The organism is Ruegeria sp. HKCCD8929 (genome assembly GCF_013031405.1).
Lineage (GTDB): Bacteria > Pseudomonadota > Alphaproteobacteria > Rhodobacterales > Rhodobacteraceae > Ruegeria.
Map to the genome: position 1 here is coordinate 1 of NZ_WPZY01000012.1, position 18,118 is coordinate 18,118.

The window sequence follows — 18,118 nt, forward strand, 5'->3', positions numbered from 1 at the left end:
CACACTGACAACCATTTGGGAATCCCCCGATTCAAGTTTTCGGCGGGATGCTTTAACGAGAACGCATTTCGAAACGCGTTTTCCGCCTTGTCCAGATTGTTCTCTAACAAGAAAAACCGGCCAAAGCTGCAGTGCAATTCCGCGTCACGGGAAACCCAATCAAGACGTGGCGTGGTGCTACCCCAAACAGCCTAGAAGCTGCATATTTGGGCGGTTTTATGCAAAGCTATTAGCCGTTGTTCACTTCATTCAGTCCCTCTATTTGCAGATCGAAACCGGCTTGAATATGGGCTGTGAACGTCTCCAACGCTTCCGTCACGTCGCGGGATGCAATTGCGTCGACAAGCGAGAGATGGTCTCCGAGGGACTTGGAGATTTCGACGTTTTCAATGGCTGAAAACAGGTGGAACGCCATCGCCTTGCCCCAAATCATATCGAACATGTCCAGTAGAAATTTGTTACCTGCCTCGACCATGAAAGCACGGTGAATGCGTCGATTGGCGATGAAATAATCGCGGGTGGTTGGATTTGTGAGGTCTTCTTCACGACGAATTAACTCACGCAACCGATCCAGCACCTCTTGTTCTGCATGAACGGCGAGTATTCGCGCGGCTTGCCCCTCGATTGCGGCACGGGCTTGGTATAGCTGTCGTACTTCATTCTGATCCATACGCGCCAGTCGAAACCCGCCGCTTGCTGCAACTTCCAACACGCCTTCGGTTTCAAGTCGCATGAGTGCTTCGCGCACAGGGGTCCGGCTGATGTTCAGTTCGGCAGCCAGCTTTTCCTGTACCAGCCGGTCCTCGGCCGAGATCTCGCGACTCATGATTGCTTCGACCAGTTGTTCATAGACTTCGTCCGCAAGGCGTCTACGTTGAGTTTTGATCTTTTTCAGAGCCACTCAGAGCCTCTCTTTCTGTTCTTTCTGAATGCTGTATTCAAAAAAGCAGCGGGTGCCAAGGTGAATGGGGTTGCCATTGTCCGTGTACTGTATACAGTATACAGATATTGCTGAACAGGGAGCTCTTCATGTGTGGAATTGCTGGTAGGATACTAGCCGCGCCCGGAAAGGTTGGGGCGGACCTGGTTGACCTGATGGATGCGCAGGAACACCGGGGGGCGGACAGCACGGGATTTGCCGTCTACGGCCTGCCTCGGGAAACCGGGTATGTTTTGCGTGGAATGGGGTTCGATAAGTCGCAGCAGGATGCTGACCTCGATGTATTTGAGTCTGTCTTGCGCGCCCATGGAAGCAGTTTTCTGTCTGATCCTAAAATCGTAACGGACGATAACCGTCATTACTGCTTTCGGATAGAGATTTCGGATCCGTCGAATTTGAAAGCTTGGGTCGCGGACGCCGATGGGTTGACGGATCGGATTGAGGTGCAATCCTGCGGCCGCAGCCTTGAGATCATCAAAGATATCGGCGGTGCCGAAGCCGTGGCCGAAAAGCACTGTGTGCGTGACATGATCGGTACGCACGGGCTGGGGCACGCACGGCTGGCCACGGAAAGCTCGGTCCTGCCCAACGCCTCGCACCCGTTCTGGGCGCGCCCGTTTTCGGATGTGGCGATCGTGCATAACGGGCAGATCACCGACTATTTCACCTGGCGCGATAGGCTGACCCGGATGGGCTATCGATTTCTGACTGAGAATGACAGCGAGTTGATCGCGGTCTGGGTCAGCGATCAGATGAAAGCGGGCCTGACGATGGAACAGGCTCTGAAGAAGTCGATCAACTCCATCGACGGCGTCTTTACCTACATGATCGCAACGCCGTCCGGGATAGGCTTTGCCAAGGACCGGTTCGCCATGAAGCCTCTGGTCGTCGTTAACCGCAATGGCGATCTGGCTGCAGCAACAGAAGAACAGGCGGTGCGCCGTGTGATGACCGAGGAATGCAACGTGATCAATTACGACGGTCCGTCGTTGACCGGCATCTGGGGCGCCGGAATCCGGAGCCTGGCGGCATGAACGAGGTGGCAGCGAAGATGGATGAGATCGTCATCGAAGTCGGCAAGCGGCATATTCGTGAGGTAAATCGCGATATCATGGCAGCTTGCGCGGCAGGTCGGCCAATCCGCGTGGTCGATACCCTGTCACGCCATAATCTGGGTGTGGGCCTTCCGGATAATGTGGATATCACCTTTGAGGGCTCGGTTGGCTATTACTGCGGCGGCCTCAACACCGGAGCGAACATCACGATCGAACGTAACTGCGGCTGGGCCGTCGGTGAAGGCATGGCCAAGGGTCATATTACCGTTGGTGGCTATGCCGGCATGTCCTGCGGGGCGGCGATGATTGGTGGCACGATCCACGTCAAAGGCGATGCCGGGCCACGAGTCGGTGTCGCGATGAAAGGTGGAAACATCGTCGTCGAAGGAAAGATTGGTTATCAGTCTGGCTTCATGGCGCATTCCGGACGGATCATCGCCCTTGGTGGAGCAGGGGAATCCTGCGCTGACGCGCTTTGGGAAGGTGAGGTCTGGGTGGCCGGAGAGGTCGACAGCTTGGGAGTGGACGTCGATGTGATCGAACCGACGGCTGAGGAAGTGGCCGAGGTCGATGCGATCCTTGAACCGCTCGGCCTTATCGACAGTTCGCGAAATTGGCGCAAAATGGTTTCGGGCCAGCGTCTTTGGTATTTTGAAAGCAGGGACGCAAGCGCATGGCTCATGATCTGAGTAAACCTTACGAATATCCGTTCGACGTCGCCTCGGAAGAGGAAATCAGGTTCCGCGATGCGGGAGCGATCGACGGCCGCCCGGCTGGGGTGCCATCTTCCTACGATGAAGGCGGGTCGACCCGCTGGACGCCCGAGGCGATCTCGGAAGTTCACGCGCTGGCACAGCTCGGACGCTATCAGGTGCGTGGATACAACACGTTCAACAAGCAATTGCCGACATTCGACGATCTGACATTCGTTCCTGCAACGATGACCCGCCTTCCTCTGGAAGGCTATCGCGAGAATTGCGATACGACGACTGTTCTGGGCGGGGGTCGTGGTCTTGTTGAGCGTCCGCTTGAATTGAAGATCCCGATCTACATCGCTTCAATGTCCTTTGGTGCCTTGTCAGCATCGGCGAAGGCATCGCTGGGTTATGGGGCCTCGAAAGTGGGGACCATGACCTGCACAGGTGAGGGTGGCATGCTGGAAGAGGAGCGCGAAGCCTCCCAACGGTTGCTCTATCAGATGTCACCCGCCCGGTATGGCGTGGATCTGGACCATCTGCGCCGCGCGGATGCTTTGGAACTAGTCGTGGGGCAGGGGGCGAAACCCGGAACCGGAGGCCTGCTGCTGGGCATGAAGGTGAGCCGGCGGGTCAGCCAGATGCGGACTTTGCCCGAAGGCGTAGACCAGCGGTCGACCATCCGCCATCCCGATTTCCTGGGGGCAGACGATCTGTCGGTCAAGATCGAAGAGCTGCGTATTGCCACCAACTATCAGGTGCCGATCTTCATCAAAATGGGTGCGACACGGCCCCGGTTTGACGTGGCAGTTGCAGCCAAAGCAGGTGCAGATGTTGTGGTTGTCGACGGTGCAGAAGGTGGCACCGGCGCATCGCCCGAGCTGCTGCTGAACCATACCGGTATCCCAACGATGAGCGCCATTCGTGCAGCGCGCGAAGCCCTGGATGAATGCGGCATGACCGGCAAGGTCTCTCTGGTGGCAGCTGGTGGTATTCGTTCCGGCGTGGATGCTGCAAAATGTCTGGCGCTTGGCGCGGACGCAGTGATGATCGGCAATGCAGCCATGGTTGCACTTGGATGCAACAGCCCGCGGTATCTTGAGGATTACGCGGCCTTGGGAACATCCCCCGGCGCGTGTCACCATTGCCATACGGGCCGCTGCCCGGTTGGCATTGCGACCCAGGAAAAGAGCCTGGAAGCTCGGATGAACCCGCATGCCGGCGCTGAGCGCGTGGCACGCTATCTGACGGCTATGACCATGGAGATTACGGCGCTGGCAAAGGCCTGTGGCAAGTCCTCGGTTCACAATCTGGAAACCGAAGACCTGCGCGCCCTGAGCTTTGAAGCGTCGGCGTTCACCGGAGTGAAAATGGCCGGAATTGACAGGGCCTTCGACTGGTGAGGATCTCGCTTCTTGAACTGACCAGCCACCCTTTGCCCTTGCTCGAAGGGGTGCCGCGAACCGCGCAGCAGATACAGGAGTGGATCGTTCCGCATCTGCCAGAGGCCGAGTTCGAGGTGGCTAGGGTCGTCGATGGTGCTCCACTTCCCGATCTTGACGATTTCGATGGTGTCATCGTCGGCGGTTCGGAATGCGGTGTTTATGATGACGCCGAATGGATGCGGCCGCTGCGTACATTCCTCGAACTCTGTCGAGATCACCGTAAACCGGTTTTCGGGATTTGTTTCGGGCACCAGATCATGGCCGACATCTATGGTGGACGGTCTGAGAAAGCTGAGGTGGGCAATATCGTCGGTGCGCGGTCTTTCGACTTTGCCGGAGACAGCGCTGACGCATTTGTGTGGCATCAGGATCAGGTGACCCGCGTTCCCAACTCGGCTCGGGTGACGGGATCAGCAGGTCATTGCCCCGTCGGGGCGTTGGACTATGACTTTCCGGCCCGGTCTGTGCAGTTCCATCCTGAATACAGGGCGGATCATGTGCGCGAGCTGCTAAAGCGGGTTCGAGAGGTTCTTTTGACGCCCGAGGAAGCGAATGCGAGCCTATCCACGGTCGACGCCGCAACTGTGTCGGAAGATCTTGCCGCGCGTCAGGCGGTGGAGCTGTTCCGAGGCACCTACAACCCGGCGTGAGACGTCATTGGGCGAACGCCTCTTGATCCTGATCAAGTCCGGTCGATCCCCTTGTGCATACTGTATACACTATGAGATGGAGATTTTGGAATGACGGGATACAAGAATTTCTTTGAGCGAATTGCGCGGATCGTCAATGCGCCACGCGATGAAAGTATCAGCGAGCTTGAACTGTCCGATCTCGGTCTTTCCCGTGCTGATCTAGCCATGTTGCGCTCTGGCGCGCCCAACGCGCGAGAGCGTATCCTTTCTATGGCAAGTCAGTTTGGTCTTAGCGAAGATGATCTCAATGCACATCCTGAGCTTAGCCTTGAGCTTGCAGAAAAATGTGGGCATTGCCGTCAGGCGAAAACCTGCCGCGATGCTATTCGATCAGGTAGTCGCCTGCCGCAGGAGAAGTGCCCGAACTCAGGGTTTTATAGTGCTCTGTCGGACCTTTAACGCCCGCTTGGACTTTCCTTCGGGCTCAGTTTTCTTCGACCAGTGATCTTGAAACGATCTGCCGTTCCGAAACCCTTCATTCCAACACCTGCCGCAAATTCGGCAAAGACCGGCGCGTGTTTAAACAGATGTCCCGAGCAGCCTCCGGCGAACAGCACGTTTTCATGCTCGGGGTGCCAGTCGACAATAAAGTGTGTGTCGGGTGTCAGGATGATTTGGTTGAACTTGGAGTCCACGACCCGCTCACCCTCAAGGCCCGGAAGACGATGACGGATGTAGCTGCGGGTGCGACCCAGCGTTTCCTGCCGGATCAGCCGCTCGTCATTGTCCAGATCGATCTTGTCCGGAATCACGACCGCGGCTTTCACGCCTGAACCTTCGGATGAGGGTAGCCCGAATGAGCCCTGACCATGATCGATCCAGCAGGGCATCCGGCTCATATCGAACTCCTCAGACCCGTCGGGTGTTGATGTGTAGAGAACATTCACACCAACCACCGTCGATATCGGCTTGATCGTCCTAGGGAACATGTCCGCCATCCAGGGGCCGGTTGAGACAATGATAAGATCAGCCTCAAGCGGCTTTCCTTCCAGCATTGGGCGCTCTGATCCATCGGTGGTCACGCGACCGCGCTGTACGATCCCGCCTGCGCGGCGAAACAGCTCAAGCCCGGTCAGGACGCAGCGATGCGCCATCAGCATTCCGGCTTCGGGTTCGAACAGGGCGTATTCGATGTCAGGAACGCGAAACTGCGGAAATCGCGATTCGATATCCTGCCGTGCGAATTTGTAATAGGGCACACCAACACGGTCGAAAGTTTCGGCTGTGGCGTTCTCCCAATCACAATGCCCGCCTGTTGCCAGAATCAGGGCGCCGCATTCGTACATAAGATTCTGGCCGCTTTCTGCTTGCAGTTCCAACCAGCGCAGGCGACTTTCCCGCGCCCACCGGGTATAAAACTCGTCCCGCCCAGAAATCGCGCGGATGACACGGTTGTAATCTGTTGAAGATGCACGGGAATGTCCCGGTTCCCAGCGATCTATCAAGGTCACTGCCTCACCACGTCGTTGCAGTGTAAGCGCCGTCATGACGCCGACGATGCCGCCTCCGACAACGATGATCGAGTTCTTGGACATGATGCAGTTTTTCCTTGTTTATCGACTGTCTTTGTGAATACTGTATACAGAATACAGCATTTATAAAGCCAAAAAACAGGGAGAGCGCATCAATGAGTTCGGGATTTGATCTGCCCGAGGGAACGCATACCGTCATATTGGGTGTGGGTGATCTCAACGGCATCATGCGCGGCAAGCGCATTCCGGCCAGCCATTGGGATCACGTCTGCAAAAGCGGCAATGCGCTGTCGATTGCATTGATGGCAATCGACATGACATGCGACGTCTGGGATACGCCCTACGTCAATTTCGACAACGGCTACCCCGATATGCACGTCTTCCCTATGACCCAGCCCGTTGCTGTGCCTTGGGAGCCGGGCGTCGCCGTTTGCTTCGGCCGCGCAGAGGGTATGGACCATAAGCCTGTCCCCATCGATCCACGTCAGGCGCTGGTGCGGCAGGTTGAACGTGCTCGCAGTATGGGATTCGAGGTCAATGTTGGTACCGAACTTGAATTCTATCTTCTGGATCCGGAAACCGGGCAGCCGCGCGACAGTGGGATTCAGGTCTACGGCCTGGGCCGTGCCGCGCGGATGGAACACATTGTCGGACCGATCCGCCAGCAGATCAATGAATGCGGTATTCCCATTGAACAGTCGAATCCGGAGTACGCTGCCGGTCAGATCGAAGTGAATATCCGGTACGGAGAAGCTCTGGAAGCGGCGGATCGCGTCATCTTGTTCAAATCGCTGATCCGCCAGTTGGGGATCGCACACGGGTATCTGGCGACTTTCATGCCAAAGCCGTTCTTTGAGCAGTCAGGCAATGGATTTCACACGCATTATTCGCTGTGGAAAGACGGCAAGAATGTCTTCGCTGACAACGGTAAGATAAACGATATCGGCAAGTCCTTCATCGCCGGGCTGCAGCAACGCATGTGCGAAACATCGATCTGTGGTAGCGGCACGGTCAATGGCTATCGTCGTCGCCAGCCCTATACTTTCTGCCCGATCAACACGAGCTGGGGTTATGACAACCGGACTGTTGGTATTCGGGTCATAGAAGGGTCCGATAGCGCGGTGCGCGTGGAAAAACGCGATGCCGGCGCAGATGCCAATCCCTACCTTCTGCTGGCTGCCGAGATTGGGGCGGGCCTGGATGGAATCGAGCAAGGTTTAACCCCGACGGATCCAACCCCCGGCAACGCATATGAAGAAGGCATAGGCGATCCGATCCCCACCGATCTGCCGACGGCGATCGAACTGGCACGAGGGTCCGAGTGGCTTCGCGATGTCATGGGCGAAATGCTGTGGGAACTGGTTTTGCAGCAGGCCGAGCGCGAGCTTGAGTTCTTCAATCAACAGGTCACTTCGGTTGAGTTGGACCGTTACCTGAGGACGTTCTGATGCATCTGGGCAAGATCGCCGGAACCGTCACAGCCACGACCAAAGACGCAAAACTGGTTGGTTCGAAACTGCTGGTGACGGATTTGGTCGATAGCAAAGGTAAGGTGATCGATCCGGCACGAGTTGCAGTCGACACCTGCGGCGCCGGGGTCGGTGACACGGTTCTGCTGGTCAGCGGCTCGGCGGCGCGCATGGTGGCCGGTCTGTCCACGGCGCCCGTTGATCTGGCGATCATCGCGATTGTGGACCGTGTGTCCACGATCTGAACCAAGAACACCAAACATCTACATTTCTTTGGAGGAACTGAAAATGGCGAAACCTATGGCGGGGCAAATGGCCCTGGGCATGATTGAAACGCGCGGACTGGTCGGCGCAATCGAAGCGGCAGATGCGATGGTCAAGGCGGCCAGTGTTTCGATCGTCGGTCAAACCAAGGCGGGTGGTGGGCTGGTCACCACCCTTGTGCGCGGTGAGGTCGGCGCGGTTAAAGCTGCAGCCGATGCGGGTGCCACGGCGGCAAACAAAGTGGGCGAAGTCGTATCGGTCCACGTGATTGCGCGCCCTCATGATGAACTTGAGGCCATCATCGACGGCCTTGGTGCTGGCTCTGCGGCTTAATCCGCCTGTCTTGAGGAGACGCTATGTCAGCCGGTTTCGAGGAATTCACACTTGCGGCGACACGTGGCTCAACCCGGGGTGCGCCTGAACGCCCCACGCTCGACCGGATATCGGTGTTGGGGGGGGAGGCGGATGCACGCCTTTTGGCAGCTCTTTGTCTTGCCGAAGGGGCTGAGGTCACTTTGTTTTCGGCTTACGGAGCCGAACTGTCGCTGTTGGCCCAATCCTCGGGTATCTCGCTTCGGGGTGAGGGTCCGGTTGGGACCTATCAAGTTGATCGGGATGGGCCATCGGTGCGCACAACCGCTGAACTGGATGCAACGGTGCGCGATGCACAGGTGATTTTTCTGACCGGTCCGCTTCACAAACAGCGCACCTATGCCATGGTTCTGGCGGACCATCTCAGCGATGGTCAGATCTTGGTGCTTGCGCCGGGACGCTCCATGGGGGCGGTTGAAACTGCCTGGCTCTTGCGGATCGGAGGCTGCACGGCAGACATCACGCTGGTCGAGGTTCAGGGGCTGCCCTATTGGTTCCGTTCCGAGGGCGCAGCTTTAACGCTTTCGCAGGCGGCTCCGATGGCTGCGGCCACATTGCCACGCGGCCGTGACGAGGTTCTCGATGCCTTGTCTATGTACCTCCCGAACGTACAGGCAGTTGAATCCGTTTTGGCGTCTGGTTTCAACGATATTTCGGCCGCCGTAGAGATACCGGCACTGATCCTCAGCGGTACCGCAATGGGCACAGGTGGCCCAGATATTCCGATGGGTGGGGTTCCGTTAGAGGCCAACCAGACCTTTGCGTCTCTGATCGGACCTGACCAGAAAGAGGTGATCCATGGCCTGGTCGATGAGCGGCGACGCATTGCTGCTGCCTTCGGGGTTCGCAACTTGCCGGCGACGGAACAATGGATATCGACCTTTGCCGGTGCCGAACGCGGCTCGGGCGCGCGTCCGATCCCGGATCAGCAGACCTCACGTGGTTTGATGCGGGACGGGGTGCAGGGCTCGCTTGCGCCTCTGGTATCTGCGGGTGAGCTTGCGGGGATCCCAAGCCCGCTGACGAACAGCCTGATCGCGATGTCTGACCGAATTTTGGGCGCTGACGTGGCTGCGGCTGGTCGGCGTCTGGAATCCATAGGGGTTTCAGCGGACGACGTTGATCAAGCGCGCCGTATCTTTGACACCATCGTCACCGGAGCTTCGTGATGGACGCAGATCTGAAATCGATCGCCGCCGCAAGGCGCGCCGCAGACAGCGCTTTCGAAGCCTATCGCACTTTTCTGGGTACTGACCCGGTACAGGTGAACGCGATTGTCGACGCCATGGCGCGCGCTATTGAGCCGGAAGCCGAGCGGTTGGGGCAAATGGCAGTTGAGGAAACCGGCTATGGAAATGTGCCGGACAAAAGGGTCAAGAACCTGTTCAATGCGCTTTCGGTCGCCGACTACCTAAGAGACGTGACAACGCTGGGCATGCTCTGGCGAGATGACGCGACAAAGATCGCAGCCTTCGGGGAACCCATGGGTGTTGTGGCGGCCCTGATCCCGGTGACAAACCCGACGTCGACCATCATCTACAAAGTGCTTTCAGCGGTGAAAGCTGGCAATGCCATTGTGTGCGCACCGCACCCGCGCGGCGTGGTGTGCGGGATCGAAACCGTGCGCGTCATGGCACGTGTAGCCGAGCAGATGGGCGCCCCGAAGGGCCTCATCCAGTGTCTGGATTCAGTAACGATTCACGGAACGGCCGAGTTGATGAGGCATCGCCGTACTTCGGTTGTGATGGCAACCGGTGGCCCGGCAATGGTCAAAGCGGCTTATTCCAGCGGCAAACCCACGCTTGCGGTCGGTGCAGGCAACGTGCCCTGCTACGTGCATAAGTCGAAAGCGCGCGATCTGGCCGAAGTGGCTGAGATGATCGTGACGTCGAAAAGCTTTGATTACGGAACGGCTTGCGTCAGTGAGCAAGCTGTCGTTGCTGACCCAGAAATCGCACGTGATCTGCGCCACGAGCTCAAGCTGAAAGGTGCCTATTTCTGTACGTCTGCCGAAGCGGATCGTTTGGCAGGGGTCATCTTCAAAGGCGTACAAGCCATGGACCCGGATAGAGTCGGGCAAAGCCCGCAGGCGCTGGCGGATGCGGCAGGTTTTTCTATCCCGCCACGCACCCGGTGCCTTGTCTCGGAAGAGACAGAAGTAGGCTGGCAACGCCCGCTGTCCGCCGAAAAGTTGAACCCCGTTCTGGCGTTTTACGCGGCGAAATCCACCGACCATGGGATCAAGCTGGCGCAATCCATCGCCAAGTTCGAAGGGTGGGGCCATTCCTCGGTCATCCATTCGGACGACCCCGAGGTCGTGGCCCGGTTTGCTACCGTGCCGACGGGTCGGGTTCTGGTGAATACGCCGGGCATCATGGGCGGCATGGGATATTCGACCGATCTTGAACCATCCTTCATGCTGGGCACTGGCACGTGGTCGGGTTCGATCACATCGGACAACGTAACGGCCTTGCATCTCATCAACATCAAACGGGTTGCTTATGAAAGCAGACCCTGGCGCGACATTTATGAGGAGTATGGCGCATGAGCGAGATTACCATCCGGGCGCTGATGCAGATCGACAATCTGCAACCCAAATTCGCGGCCTATAACGGTGCGACGGTCCAAGGGTCGGTTCCTTTGTCTGGGGATACGGTGCTGATTGGGGAATTCGCGCCGGGCAACGGGGTATTTTCGCTGATTGACCGGGCCCTCAAGGCGTCTTCGGTTGAGGCGACCACACAGCTGGTCGAACGCGAGTTCGGATTTTTCATCTTGCGCTCTCCATCAAGTGCCGAGGTATCCGCTGCACGGGATGCGATGCTGGCAGAACTGGGTGCTTCGATGTCTGACCGGTTGAAACCGGCGATAAGTTCGACGCAAATCATCACCAGCGTCGAACCCTATCAGGCGCAATTGCTGAACAAATGGCGCAAGGGGGCGCTGATCGTTCCGGGGCAGACGCTGGGGATCGTGGAATGTGCCCCGGCCGCTTACATCTCGATTGCCGCGAATGAGGCAGAGAAGGCGGCAGAAATCGACATCGTCGAAGTGCGCGCGGTAGGGCGGTTTGGCCGCTTGTTCATTTCAGGATCGGAAAACTCGGTCAGAACTGCTGTCGAGGCCGCGACCCGCGCCATCGAGGTTATAGACGGGCAAGCCAACTGATGGCAGCGCCGCGTGTCATAGGTTCGGAGGCGGTCGAAGACGCCCGCCGGCGCGGCAGGATCGTGTTCGAAGTCCTGCCCGACGATATCGTGACAGCCCTGGCTCGTGAAACGGCCGAACGTGTTGGCATTAAACTTGTCGACGGCCCGTTGGAAAAACCACAGCCACCACGCTCCGATGCAGCGGTTTCGATGCAGCGAGTGCTGTATCGTCGCTCGCCCAAATGGGTTGCACCTGTACGGGCGAAACGCAAAGCCCGCAGATTGGGTAAGCTTGCATTGATCGGGGCTGGAGGCGTCGGGGGCAATGTGGCGCATCTGGCGGCCATGCAGGATATCGCCGATGAGATTACCCTGATCGATATTGCACCCGGAATGGCCGCAGCAACGGCGTTGGATCTGAACCACACGTCAGGCATTACCGGAGCGCGAGCGCGATGTGTTGGCGGCGAGTCGCTGGATCTTGTGGCAGGGGCCGAGGTGGTGGTGGTGACCGCTGGACGCGCCCGACGTCCGGGCATGAGCCGCGCGGATTTGATCGACGTGAACGCACGCGTGATCCGTCAGGCCGCCGAGGCCATCCGCTCTGCCGCGCCAGATGCCGTCGTCATCGTCGTGACCAATCCGCTTGATGAAATGACCGTCGAAATGCTGCGCGCCTCCGGGTTCCCGCGCGAACGGGTGCTGGGCATGGCCGGTACGCTTGACAGCAGCCGCTTTCGCAACGCACTGGCCATGGCGGCCGGAGTTGTCCCCGCCGATGTCGAGGCCTTTACGCTTGGCAGTCATGGCGACGAGATGGCACCGATCCCCAGCCGTGCCAGAATTAAGGGCAGGGCATTGGATGTGTTTCTGTCATCCGATCAGATCGAGGCTTGCGTTCAGGACGCGGTGACAGGGGGGGCAGGTTGTTGCCCTCAAGAAATCAGGCTCTGCGACCATCGCACCGGCGCATGCGTCGATCGAGTTGATCGACCATATCCGGGGTGCACGCACGGGCTCGGTTCCGGTCTCGGTCATGTTGCAGGGGGAATATGGCATCGATGGCGTGGTTCTTGGCGTTCCCGCCCATCTCGGGTCCTCTGGGTTGGTTGAAGTCGAGGAATTGCAGCTGACCGATCAAGAGCAAGCCGCCTTGCAGAATGCGGCTGATGCCCTCCGTTCGAGGTTGGGCCTGTGACCATCCGCACCTGGAAGTCAGGGGGGCGGTTCGAAGAAGTCGCGTCTTACTCCCGCGCAAAGCGCATCGGTCCCTTCGTTTGGGTTGCTGGGACCACAGCGATCGAACCCAGTGGGCGTATTCATGCGCCAGGAGATGTGGGCGCCCAGACAAAATACATTCTGTCCCGTATAGAAGAGGCGCTTAAGGCCGTCGGTGCCGAGATGCGCCATGTAGGCCGGGTCCGCGCCTATCTGACCGATCTGTCGCGCGCGGGTGAATTCGCACGCGTTCACGGAGAGGTATTCAAGGATATCGATCCAGTTCTGACAGCCGTTCAAGCGGGGCTTACGCAACCCGGTTTGATGGTGGAAATCGATGTGGATGCGATAATTCACGACGAAAACGGCGAAATCAGCGGAATCTGAACATGAGTCACCAAGAAAGGATTTGATCGAACTATCGTCTTGTGTACTGTATACAGAATACAAGAAGGGCATAATAAGACACAGGGAGCTAATGTGATGATCAAGACAGCGCTACTCAGCGGAACATGTATCGCGCTCATGGCCTCGGCGGCCGCAGCGGAAATCAAGGTTGGATTTATCGGATCTCTTTCTTCGGATACCGGACTATCGACGCTGCGCGGTGCCGAAATTGCAATTGAAGAGTTGAATGCGAATGGCGGCGTGATGGGGGAGCAGATCACTCTGGTGTCGGCCGACACGGGACAGGACCCGACCGAAGGTGTGCGGGCCTATGAATATCTGGCGGAAACCGAAGAAGTGGATTTCATCATTTCGGGCACTATCGATGATGTATCGCTTGGCTGGCTGCCGCGGATGCAGGAATACAGGATTCCGACGCTGGATACCTGGACATCCTATATCGGCATCATCGACATGGTGGTCGAAGACCCCGAAAGCATGGCGCCGTACTTCATGAACATCGCTTCTGACGAGGCGCTGGCCACACTTTACATCAACTTTGGCGCGGACGTGCTGAAAGAGAAGATGGGATGGGAATCCGTCGTTATTTTGGCCGAGGATACAGCGTTTGGCGAAGCGATCACAGGTTTGGTGACCGAGGCGCTGGCACTCGTTGCCGGGATCGAGGTCAAGGATATCATCACCTATGACGTTGCCACCGTTGACTTTGCACCGATCTTCAGCAGGGCGCAAGACACTGGGGCCGACTTCATCTATCAGGTCTCATCCGTGAATTCACAGGTGGTCTCGTCGCAATATGTGAAACTGCAGGTGCCCATGGCGATGACAGGCGTTAACGTAGCCGCATTGGGCATGGAATATTGGGAAGACACTGGCGGAGCCGGTGGCGGCATCTCGACCTTGTCACCGATCCCGTCTGTGGGGTTCAAGCTGGACCCGGCCAGTCAGGCCTTTGTTGATACCTATCAGGCCAAATATGACAGCCGCCCGCTGCTGCCACATTTCAATGGGTTCAACGCCTATCACGGTCTGAAACAGGCCATGGCTGCCTCGGAAGAGGCGGGTGGCTTCGACAATGTCGAAGGCTGGGCCGATGCGATGAAGAAACAGGACCTGGTTCTTGAGATGGATGGTCAGCTTTGGCTGCGCTATGCCTTCTGGGGCGACGATGAGGTCGAGCCTGTGACAGGCCGCACCTATCCTCACAACATTCGCTTTGATCTGTCCGAGCCGTTTGATGATGCGGCCCCGTCAATGGTCGTTGTTCAGTGGTATGAAGACGGCACCGCCGCCGTAGTGTACCCCGAGAAATACGCGACCGGCGAGTTCACGCTGCCCAGCTGGGTCAAGCAGTAATCCTGACCCAGCCATAGCTTGAAACGGGTGCGCGCCAGCGCGCACCCGCAGCCAAGGATCTACACATGTTGCAGATACTGATTCAGGGGCTTTTGCTCAGCGGTCTCTACGCGCTTATTGCAATGGGGTTTACGCTGATCTTCAGCATCGGTCGCGTTCTGAATCTCGCCTATGGCGCCTATCTGATGGTCGGCGGCTATATTTACTTCTGGATCTCGCAATCGCTTGGAATGCCCAAACTTATGGGGGTTGCCGTTGCCGCTGTACTGGGTGTTTTGATGGGAGTTCTGAAGTACCGCCTGATTGTCAAAACGCTCAAAGGGGATCACGTGGCTGTCGAGATTTCGACGCTGATCCTTGCGGTCGTCATTCAGGCCGGGATCGTTCTGGTCTTTGGCGAAAGCAGCAAAATCCTTTTGCCGATTGTTCCCGGAGTGATCAATGTGGCCGGGGCCTCAGTCACGTATAACATCCTGATTGCAACCCTTATTAGCTGGGCCATTCTGCTTGGGCTCTATGCCTTTGTACGGCTGACACATACCGGACGGGCGATGCAGGCGGTGTCGATGGATGCCAAAGGCGCGGCGATTTCAGGGATCGACCCTGATCGCATCAATCTGATCACGTGGGGTATCTCCGGCGCGCTGGGAGCACTCGGTGGTGTTTTCTTCGCCAGCTATACCCAATTGTCGCCGTCGATGTGGGTGGCACCACTGATCATCTCGGTGGCCGTTGTCATCGTGGGCGGGATCGGCTCCATCCTCGGCACACTGGTAGTGGCCCATATTGTCGGGTTTCTTGAAGTCATCGTTGTGGCGACGCTCGCACCGGAACTGCGAGGTGTATTCACGATGCTGTTGATCATCGGCGTGCTGGTGACGCGACCGCAGGGCCTGTTTGGCCGCGAGGAGCTATAACGATGGGGCTACGTTGGTTTCACTTTGCTCTCTGGGGTGGATTGATCGCCGGAATGTTCCTGTTGCCGCAATTCGTCTCAAACGGGACGTTGCGCACGATGATCTTTGCTAACTATCTGGCGATCTTTGCCATCAGTTGGGACGTGCTGTCTGGAAGAACAGGATATGTCAGCTTTGGCCACCCTTTCCTGATTGGCATCGGGGCCTACACCACCGCGATCCTGACCAAGCGGTTTGACGTCGCTGTCGAAATCTCGATCCCGATCGCAGTTCTTGTCACCATGATTGCCAGCCTGCTCGTGTTGCTGCCGGCCCTGCGTATTCGGGGCAGCTATTTCGCTTTGGTCACGCTGGCCTTCATGGAGTTGCTGTATCAATTGGTTCAGGTCATTCGTCCAGATCTGACTGGCGGAACGCGCGGTATGTCCGGCATTCAAACGCTGACACGCGGCGCGGCGAACGGTTACTACCTGTCCACCGCGCTTATGTTGACGATTGCCGTCAGCATGTGGCTGCTAATGAAAACGCGGCTTGGAACTGCCTTGTCTGCGATTGGCATGAACGAGGAAAGTGTCCGCGGCTCGGGTCTCAGCACCACGCGCCTCAAAGCCTTTGCCTTCTTGACAAGCGCAATGATCGCGGGTCTGGGTGGCGCGTTCTACGTCCACTATTTGGGATCACTCGCGCCGCGTGCGCTGTTTGATATCAACTTCCTGTTCACGATCATCGTTGCAGCGCTCTTAGGTGGAACCTCAACCATCATCGGCCCAATGATCGGCGCCTTTTTCATGACTTTCCTGTTGGAGTACTTGCGGCCGGTTCTTCCCGGCGCTGAACGTTACTTTGTTTACGGTGCCATTGCGCTGCTCCTCTACATGTATCAACCGAAAGGCCTGGTAGAGCTGGTCCAGCGTGGTTTCAAAGGTCTGGGCAAGGGGCGGACGGCATGAGCGTAGCGTTGCAGGTTTCAGGTCTGGTGAAGCGATTTGGCGGGTTGGTCGCGACGAATGATCTGTCGTTCTCGCTTAAAGAGGGCGAGTCATTGGGATTGATCGGCCCAAATGGGGCAGGCAAGACAACCGTGTTCAGCCAGATCATGGGTGAGCTACGGCAGAACGGCGGCACGATTGAACTGTTCGGGCAGGAAATCTCGACGCTGTTGACGCCTCAACGCATTCGCGCCGGGGTCAGTCGGACCTATCAGATCCCGCGTCCGTTTGGCGACATGAGCGTTGCCGAAAACATCCGGGTCGGTCTGATGCCCGACAATATCTGGAAAATGATTGTCTCCCCCCCCGATAAAGAACGTGAGCGGGAAATTGCACTCAGCGTCGGGTTTACAGAAGCGGATCTGGATCGCACGCCAACAGAATTGGCCATGGGTGATCTACGCAAGCTAGAAATGGCGCGCACAATGGCAACGGCACCCAGGGTGATGTTGCTGGATGAGGTGTTTGCAGGTCTCACCACAGGGGAGATCGCTCAGATCTCAGATCTCATTCAGTCGATGCGCAAGGATGGGATGACCTTCTTGATTGTCAGCCATGACTTGCCCGCGCTTGAGCCTTTGATCGACCGCGCTATCGTCATTGAACGGGGCACCATGATCGCCGAGGGCTCATTTAGCGAGGTGATGAACGACAAAGCTGTTCAGGCCTCGTATCTGGGGGGCGCATAATGTCGTATCTAGAAATCGAGAACCTGTCGGCTTTCTATGGCAAGGCGCAGGCGTTGACCGACATCTCAGTCACAGTGCAACCGGGTGAGATCGTCGCCGTTGTTGGCCCAAATGGCGCGGGCAAGTCCACCTTGCTGGACAGCATTATGGGGTTGGTCAAGATTGAGGGCGACATCCGGTTGAGGGGGCATAGCCTTGCAGGGCGAACGCCATCGGAAATCGTGCGCCACGGCGTTGGTTATGCGCCCGAACGCTTCAATCTGTCTCCCTATATGTCGGTGCGCGACAATCTGATGGTCGGCGCATATACGGCCCGCGAGGACATCCAGAGCAATCTGGACATGGTCCACAAGCTTTTCCCGCGTCTTGAGGAGCGGGAAGGCCAAGAGACCTCAACCCAGTCTGGCGGGGAAAGGCAGATGGTATCGTTCGGGCGAGCCCTGATGACCAGCCCCGAGCTTCTATTGGTAGATGAGCCAACCATCGGCCTGGCACCCAAAATATGTCAGGAAATCGCCGAGGTTGTCCGACAGCTGAACAAGGACTACGGCCTGACCGTTGTGATCACCGAGCAGAATGCCAATTTCGCTTTGTCGCTCGCCAGCCGGATCTATGTACTGGAATCGGGTCGGATGCAGACAATTGGTACGGCCGCCGAGCTTCGAAACGATGAGAGACTGCTTGAGGCCTATTTCGGCGGTCACTAGATACAGGCAGGGCATTGCCAACTTGTTGCGAGCGTCCGAATGCGGCTTGATCTGCTTCCGTCAGGCGTTAATTTCGGTGGCATAACCGTTCCATAGATCGGACGCATCGGATCTGGCATGCGGTAGGCAATCCAGTTCGCAGACGCAGCATGTCGGTCCAAGCGACTAGCGGACGGTGAGTCCAGGCGCAGCATGGCGTCCAGCGGCCCATAAGAGACATTCAACATCATCTCGCGATGCTGCGGTCGCAGCCCGCAAAGCCGTCATTCGCTGCGATGCTG

At 57.5% G+C, this 18,118-nt stretch carries 21 protein-coding genes and 1 pseudogene; 19 read left to right on the forward strand and 3 right to left on the reverse strand.

The genetic code is table 11. The features are described from left to right. Nucleotides 1-229: 229 nt before the first annotated feature. Both GOX53_RS17315 and GOX53_RS17320 read right to left on the reverse strand, forming a co-directional pair. The gene (locus GOX53_RS17315) at nucleotides 230-901 is read right to left on the reverse strand and encodes a GntR family transcriptional regulator (RefSeq protein WP_171178521.1); all 672 of its coding nucleotides are present in this window, start codon (nucleotides 899-901) and stop codon (nucleotides 230-232) included. A gap of 152 nt (nucleotides 902-1,053) precedes the next feature. Next, a complete protein-coding gene (locus GOX53_RS17320; protein ID WP_171178524.1) occupies nucleotides 1,054-1,299 on the reverse strand; it encodes a hypothetical protein in 246 nt (81 codons plus the stop codon). Nucleotides 1,300-1,335: 36 nt separating this feature from the next. On the opposite strand from GOX53_RS17320, the gene GOX53_RS17325 reads away from it, so the two are divergent. The 5 genes from GOX53_RS17325 (at nucleotide 1,336) to GOX53_RS17345 (ending at nucleotide 5,226) form a co-directional block, all read left to right on the forward strand. Further along, nucleotides 1,336-1,974, forward strand: coding sequence for a hypothetical protein (locus GOX53_RS17325; protein ID WP_171178526.1), 639 nt, complete (start codon nucleotides 1,336-1,338; stop codon nucleotides 1,972-1,974). Then, on the forward strand, nucleotides 1,971-2,684 hold the full coding sequence (locus tag GOX53_RS17330) for a glutamate synthase (RefSeq protein ID WP_171178527.1): 714 nt from the start codon (nucleotides 1,971-1,973) through the stop codon (nucleotides 2,682-2,684). The genes GOX53_RS17325 and GOX53_RS17330 overlap by 4 nt, the downstream gene beginning before the upstream one ends. Continuing rightward, a complete protein-coding gene (locus tag GOX53_RS17335; protein WP_171178529.1) occupies nucleotides 2,669-4,093 on the forward strand; it encodes an FMN-binding glutamate synthase family protein in 1,425 nt (474 codons plus the stop codon). Before GOX53_RS17330 ends, GOX53_RS17335 begins: the two co-directional genes overlap by 16 nt. After that, nucleotides 4,090-4,785 carry a type 1 glutamine amidotransferase gene (locus GOX53_RS17340; RefSeq protein ID WP_171178531.1) on the forward strand — a complete coding sequence of 232 codons (696 nt, stop codon included), beginning with the start codon at nucleotides 4,090-4,092 and terminating at the stop codon, nucleotides 4,783-4,785. The genes GOX53_RS17335 and GOX53_RS17340 overlap by 4 nt, the downstream gene beginning before the upstream one ends. A 90-nt stretch (nucleotides 4,786-4,875) precedes the next feature. Then, a complete protein-coding gene (locus tag GOX53_RS17345; RefSeq protein WP_171178533.1) occupies nucleotides 4,876-5,226 on the forward strand; it encodes a hypothetical protein in 351 nt (116 codons plus the stop codon). On the opposite strand, the gene GOX53_RS17350 is transcribed toward GOX53_RS17345, so the two are convergent. Continuing rightward, nucleotides 5,223-6,362: an FAD-dependent oxidoreductase gene (locus tag GOX53_RS17350; protein ID WP_171178535.1), complete on the reverse strand. Its 1,140-nt coding sequence runs from the start codon at nucleotides 6,360-6,362 to the stop codon at nucleotides 5,223-5,225. The two genes, GOX53_RS17345 and GOX53_RS17350, sit on opposite strands and share 4 nt — an antisense overlap. Nucleotides 6,363-6,454: 92 nt before the next feature. On the opposite strand from GOX53_RS17350, the gene GOX53_RS17355 reads away from it, so the two are divergent. The 14 genes and pseudogenes from GOX53_RS17355 to GOX53_RS17415 all read left to right on the forward strand — a co-directional run bounded on the left by GOX53_RS17355 (nucleotide 6,455) and on the right by GOX53_RS17415 (nucleotide 17,837). Further along, nucleotides 6,455-7,747, forward strand: a complete 1,293-nt coding sequence (locus tag GOX53_RS17355; protein ID WP_171178537.1) for a glutamine synthetase family protein — start codon at nucleotides 6,455-6,457, stop codon at nucleotides 7,745-7,747. Continuing rightward, nucleotides 7,747-8,013, forward strand: a complete 267-nt coding sequence (locus tag GOX53_RS17360) for a EutN/CcmL family microcompartment protein (RefSeq protein ID WP_171178539.1) — start codon at nucleotides 7,747-7,749, stop codon at nucleotides 8,011-8,013. The genes GOX53_RS17355 and GOX53_RS17360 overlap by 1 nt, the downstream gene beginning before the upstream one ends. 55 nt (nucleotides 8,014-8,068) lie before the next feature. Next, the gene (locus GOX53_RS17365; protein WP_171178773.1) at nucleotides 8,069-8,365 is read left to right on the forward strand and encodes a BMC domain-containing protein; all 297 of its coding nucleotides are present in this window, start codon (nucleotides 8,069-8,071) and stop codon (nucleotides 8,363-8,365) included. A 23-nt stretch (nucleotides 8,366-8,388) separates the two neighbouring features. Further along, nucleotides 8,389-9,573 (forward strand): hypothetical protein, encoded by a 1,185-nt coding sequence (locus GOX53_RS17370; RefSeq protein ID WP_171178541.1) that lies wholly within the window; start codon nucleotides 8,389-8,391, stop codon nucleotides 9,571-9,573. Further along, nucleotides 9,573-10,952, forward strand: coding sequence for an aldehyde dehydrogenase family protein (locus GOX53_RS17375; protein WP_171178543.1), 1,380 nt, complete (start codon nucleotides 9,573-9,575; stop codon nucleotides 10,950-10,952). The genes GOX53_RS17370 and GOX53_RS17375 overlap by 1 nt, the downstream gene beginning before the upstream one ends. Next, the gene (locus GOX53_RS17380; RefSeq protein WP_171178545.1) at nucleotides 10,949-11,572 is read left to right on the forward strand and encodes a BMC domain-containing protein; all 624 of its coding nucleotides are present in this window, start codon (nucleotides 10,949-10,951) and stop codon (nucleotides 11,570-11,572) included. Before GOX53_RS17375 ends, GOX53_RS17380 begins: the two co-directional genes overlap by 4 nt. A 191-nt stretch (nucleotides 11,573-11,763) precedes the next feature. After that, nucleotides 11,764-12,405, forward strand: a pseudogene (locus GOX53_RS17385) (hypothetical protein); the annotation flags it as partial. 106 nt (nucleotides 12,406-12,511) lie between these two features. Next, on the forward strand, nucleotides 12,512-12,751 hold the full coding sequence (locus GOX53_RS30310; protein WP_371810351.1) for a hypothetical protein: 240 nt from the start codon (nucleotides 12,512-12,514) through the stop codon (nucleotides 12,749-12,751). Then, the gene (locus GOX53_RS17390; RefSeq protein ID WP_171178549.1) at nucleotides 12,748-13,158 is read left to right on the forward strand and encodes a Rid family hydrolase; all 411 of its coding nucleotides are present in this window, start codon (nucleotides 12,748-12,750) and stop codon (nucleotides 13,156-13,158) included. The genes GOX53_RS30310 and GOX53_RS17390 overlap by 4 nt, the downstream gene beginning before the upstream one ends. A gap of 96 nt (nucleotides 13,159-13,254) precedes the next feature. Further along, a complete protein-coding gene (locus tag GOX53_RS17395) occupies nucleotides 13,255-14,535 on the forward strand; it encodes an ABC transporter substrate-binding protein (RefSeq protein WP_171178550.1) in 1,281 nt (426 codons plus the stop codon). Between the two features lie 65 nt (nucleotides 14,536-14,600). Further along, entirely contained in the window at nucleotides 14,601-15,452 is an 852-nt protein-coding gene (locus GOX53_RS17400; RefSeq protein WP_171178551.1) for a branched-chain amino acid ABC transporter permease, read from the forward strand. A gap of 53 nt (nucleotides 15,453-15,505) precedes the next feature. After that, complete coding sequence (locus tag GOX53_RS17405) at nucleotides 15,506-16,402, forward strand: branched-chain amino acid ABC transporter permease (RefSeq protein WP_171178552.1); 897 nt, start codon at nucleotides 15,506-15,508, stop codon at nucleotides 16,400-16,402. Further along, nucleotides 16,399-17,130 carry an ABC transporter ATP-binding protein gene (locus tag GOX53_RS17410; RefSeq protein WP_256415883.1) on the forward strand — a complete coding sequence of 244 codons (732 nt, stop codon included), beginning with the start codon at nucleotides 16,399-16,401 and terminating at the stop codon, nucleotides 17,128-17,130. The genes GOX53_RS17405 and GOX53_RS17410 overlap by 4 nt, the downstream gene beginning before the upstream one ends. After that, the gene (locus tag GOX53_RS17415; RefSeq protein WP_171178554.1) at nucleotides 17,130-17,837 is read left to right on the forward strand and encodes an ABC transporter ATP-binding protein; all 708 of its coding nucleotides are present in this window, start codon (nucleotides 17,130-17,132) and stop codon (nucleotides 17,835-17,837) included. The genes GOX53_RS17410 and GOX53_RS17415 overlap by 1 nt, the downstream gene beginning before the upstream one ends. Nucleotides 17,838-18,118: the final 281 nt, after the last annotated feature.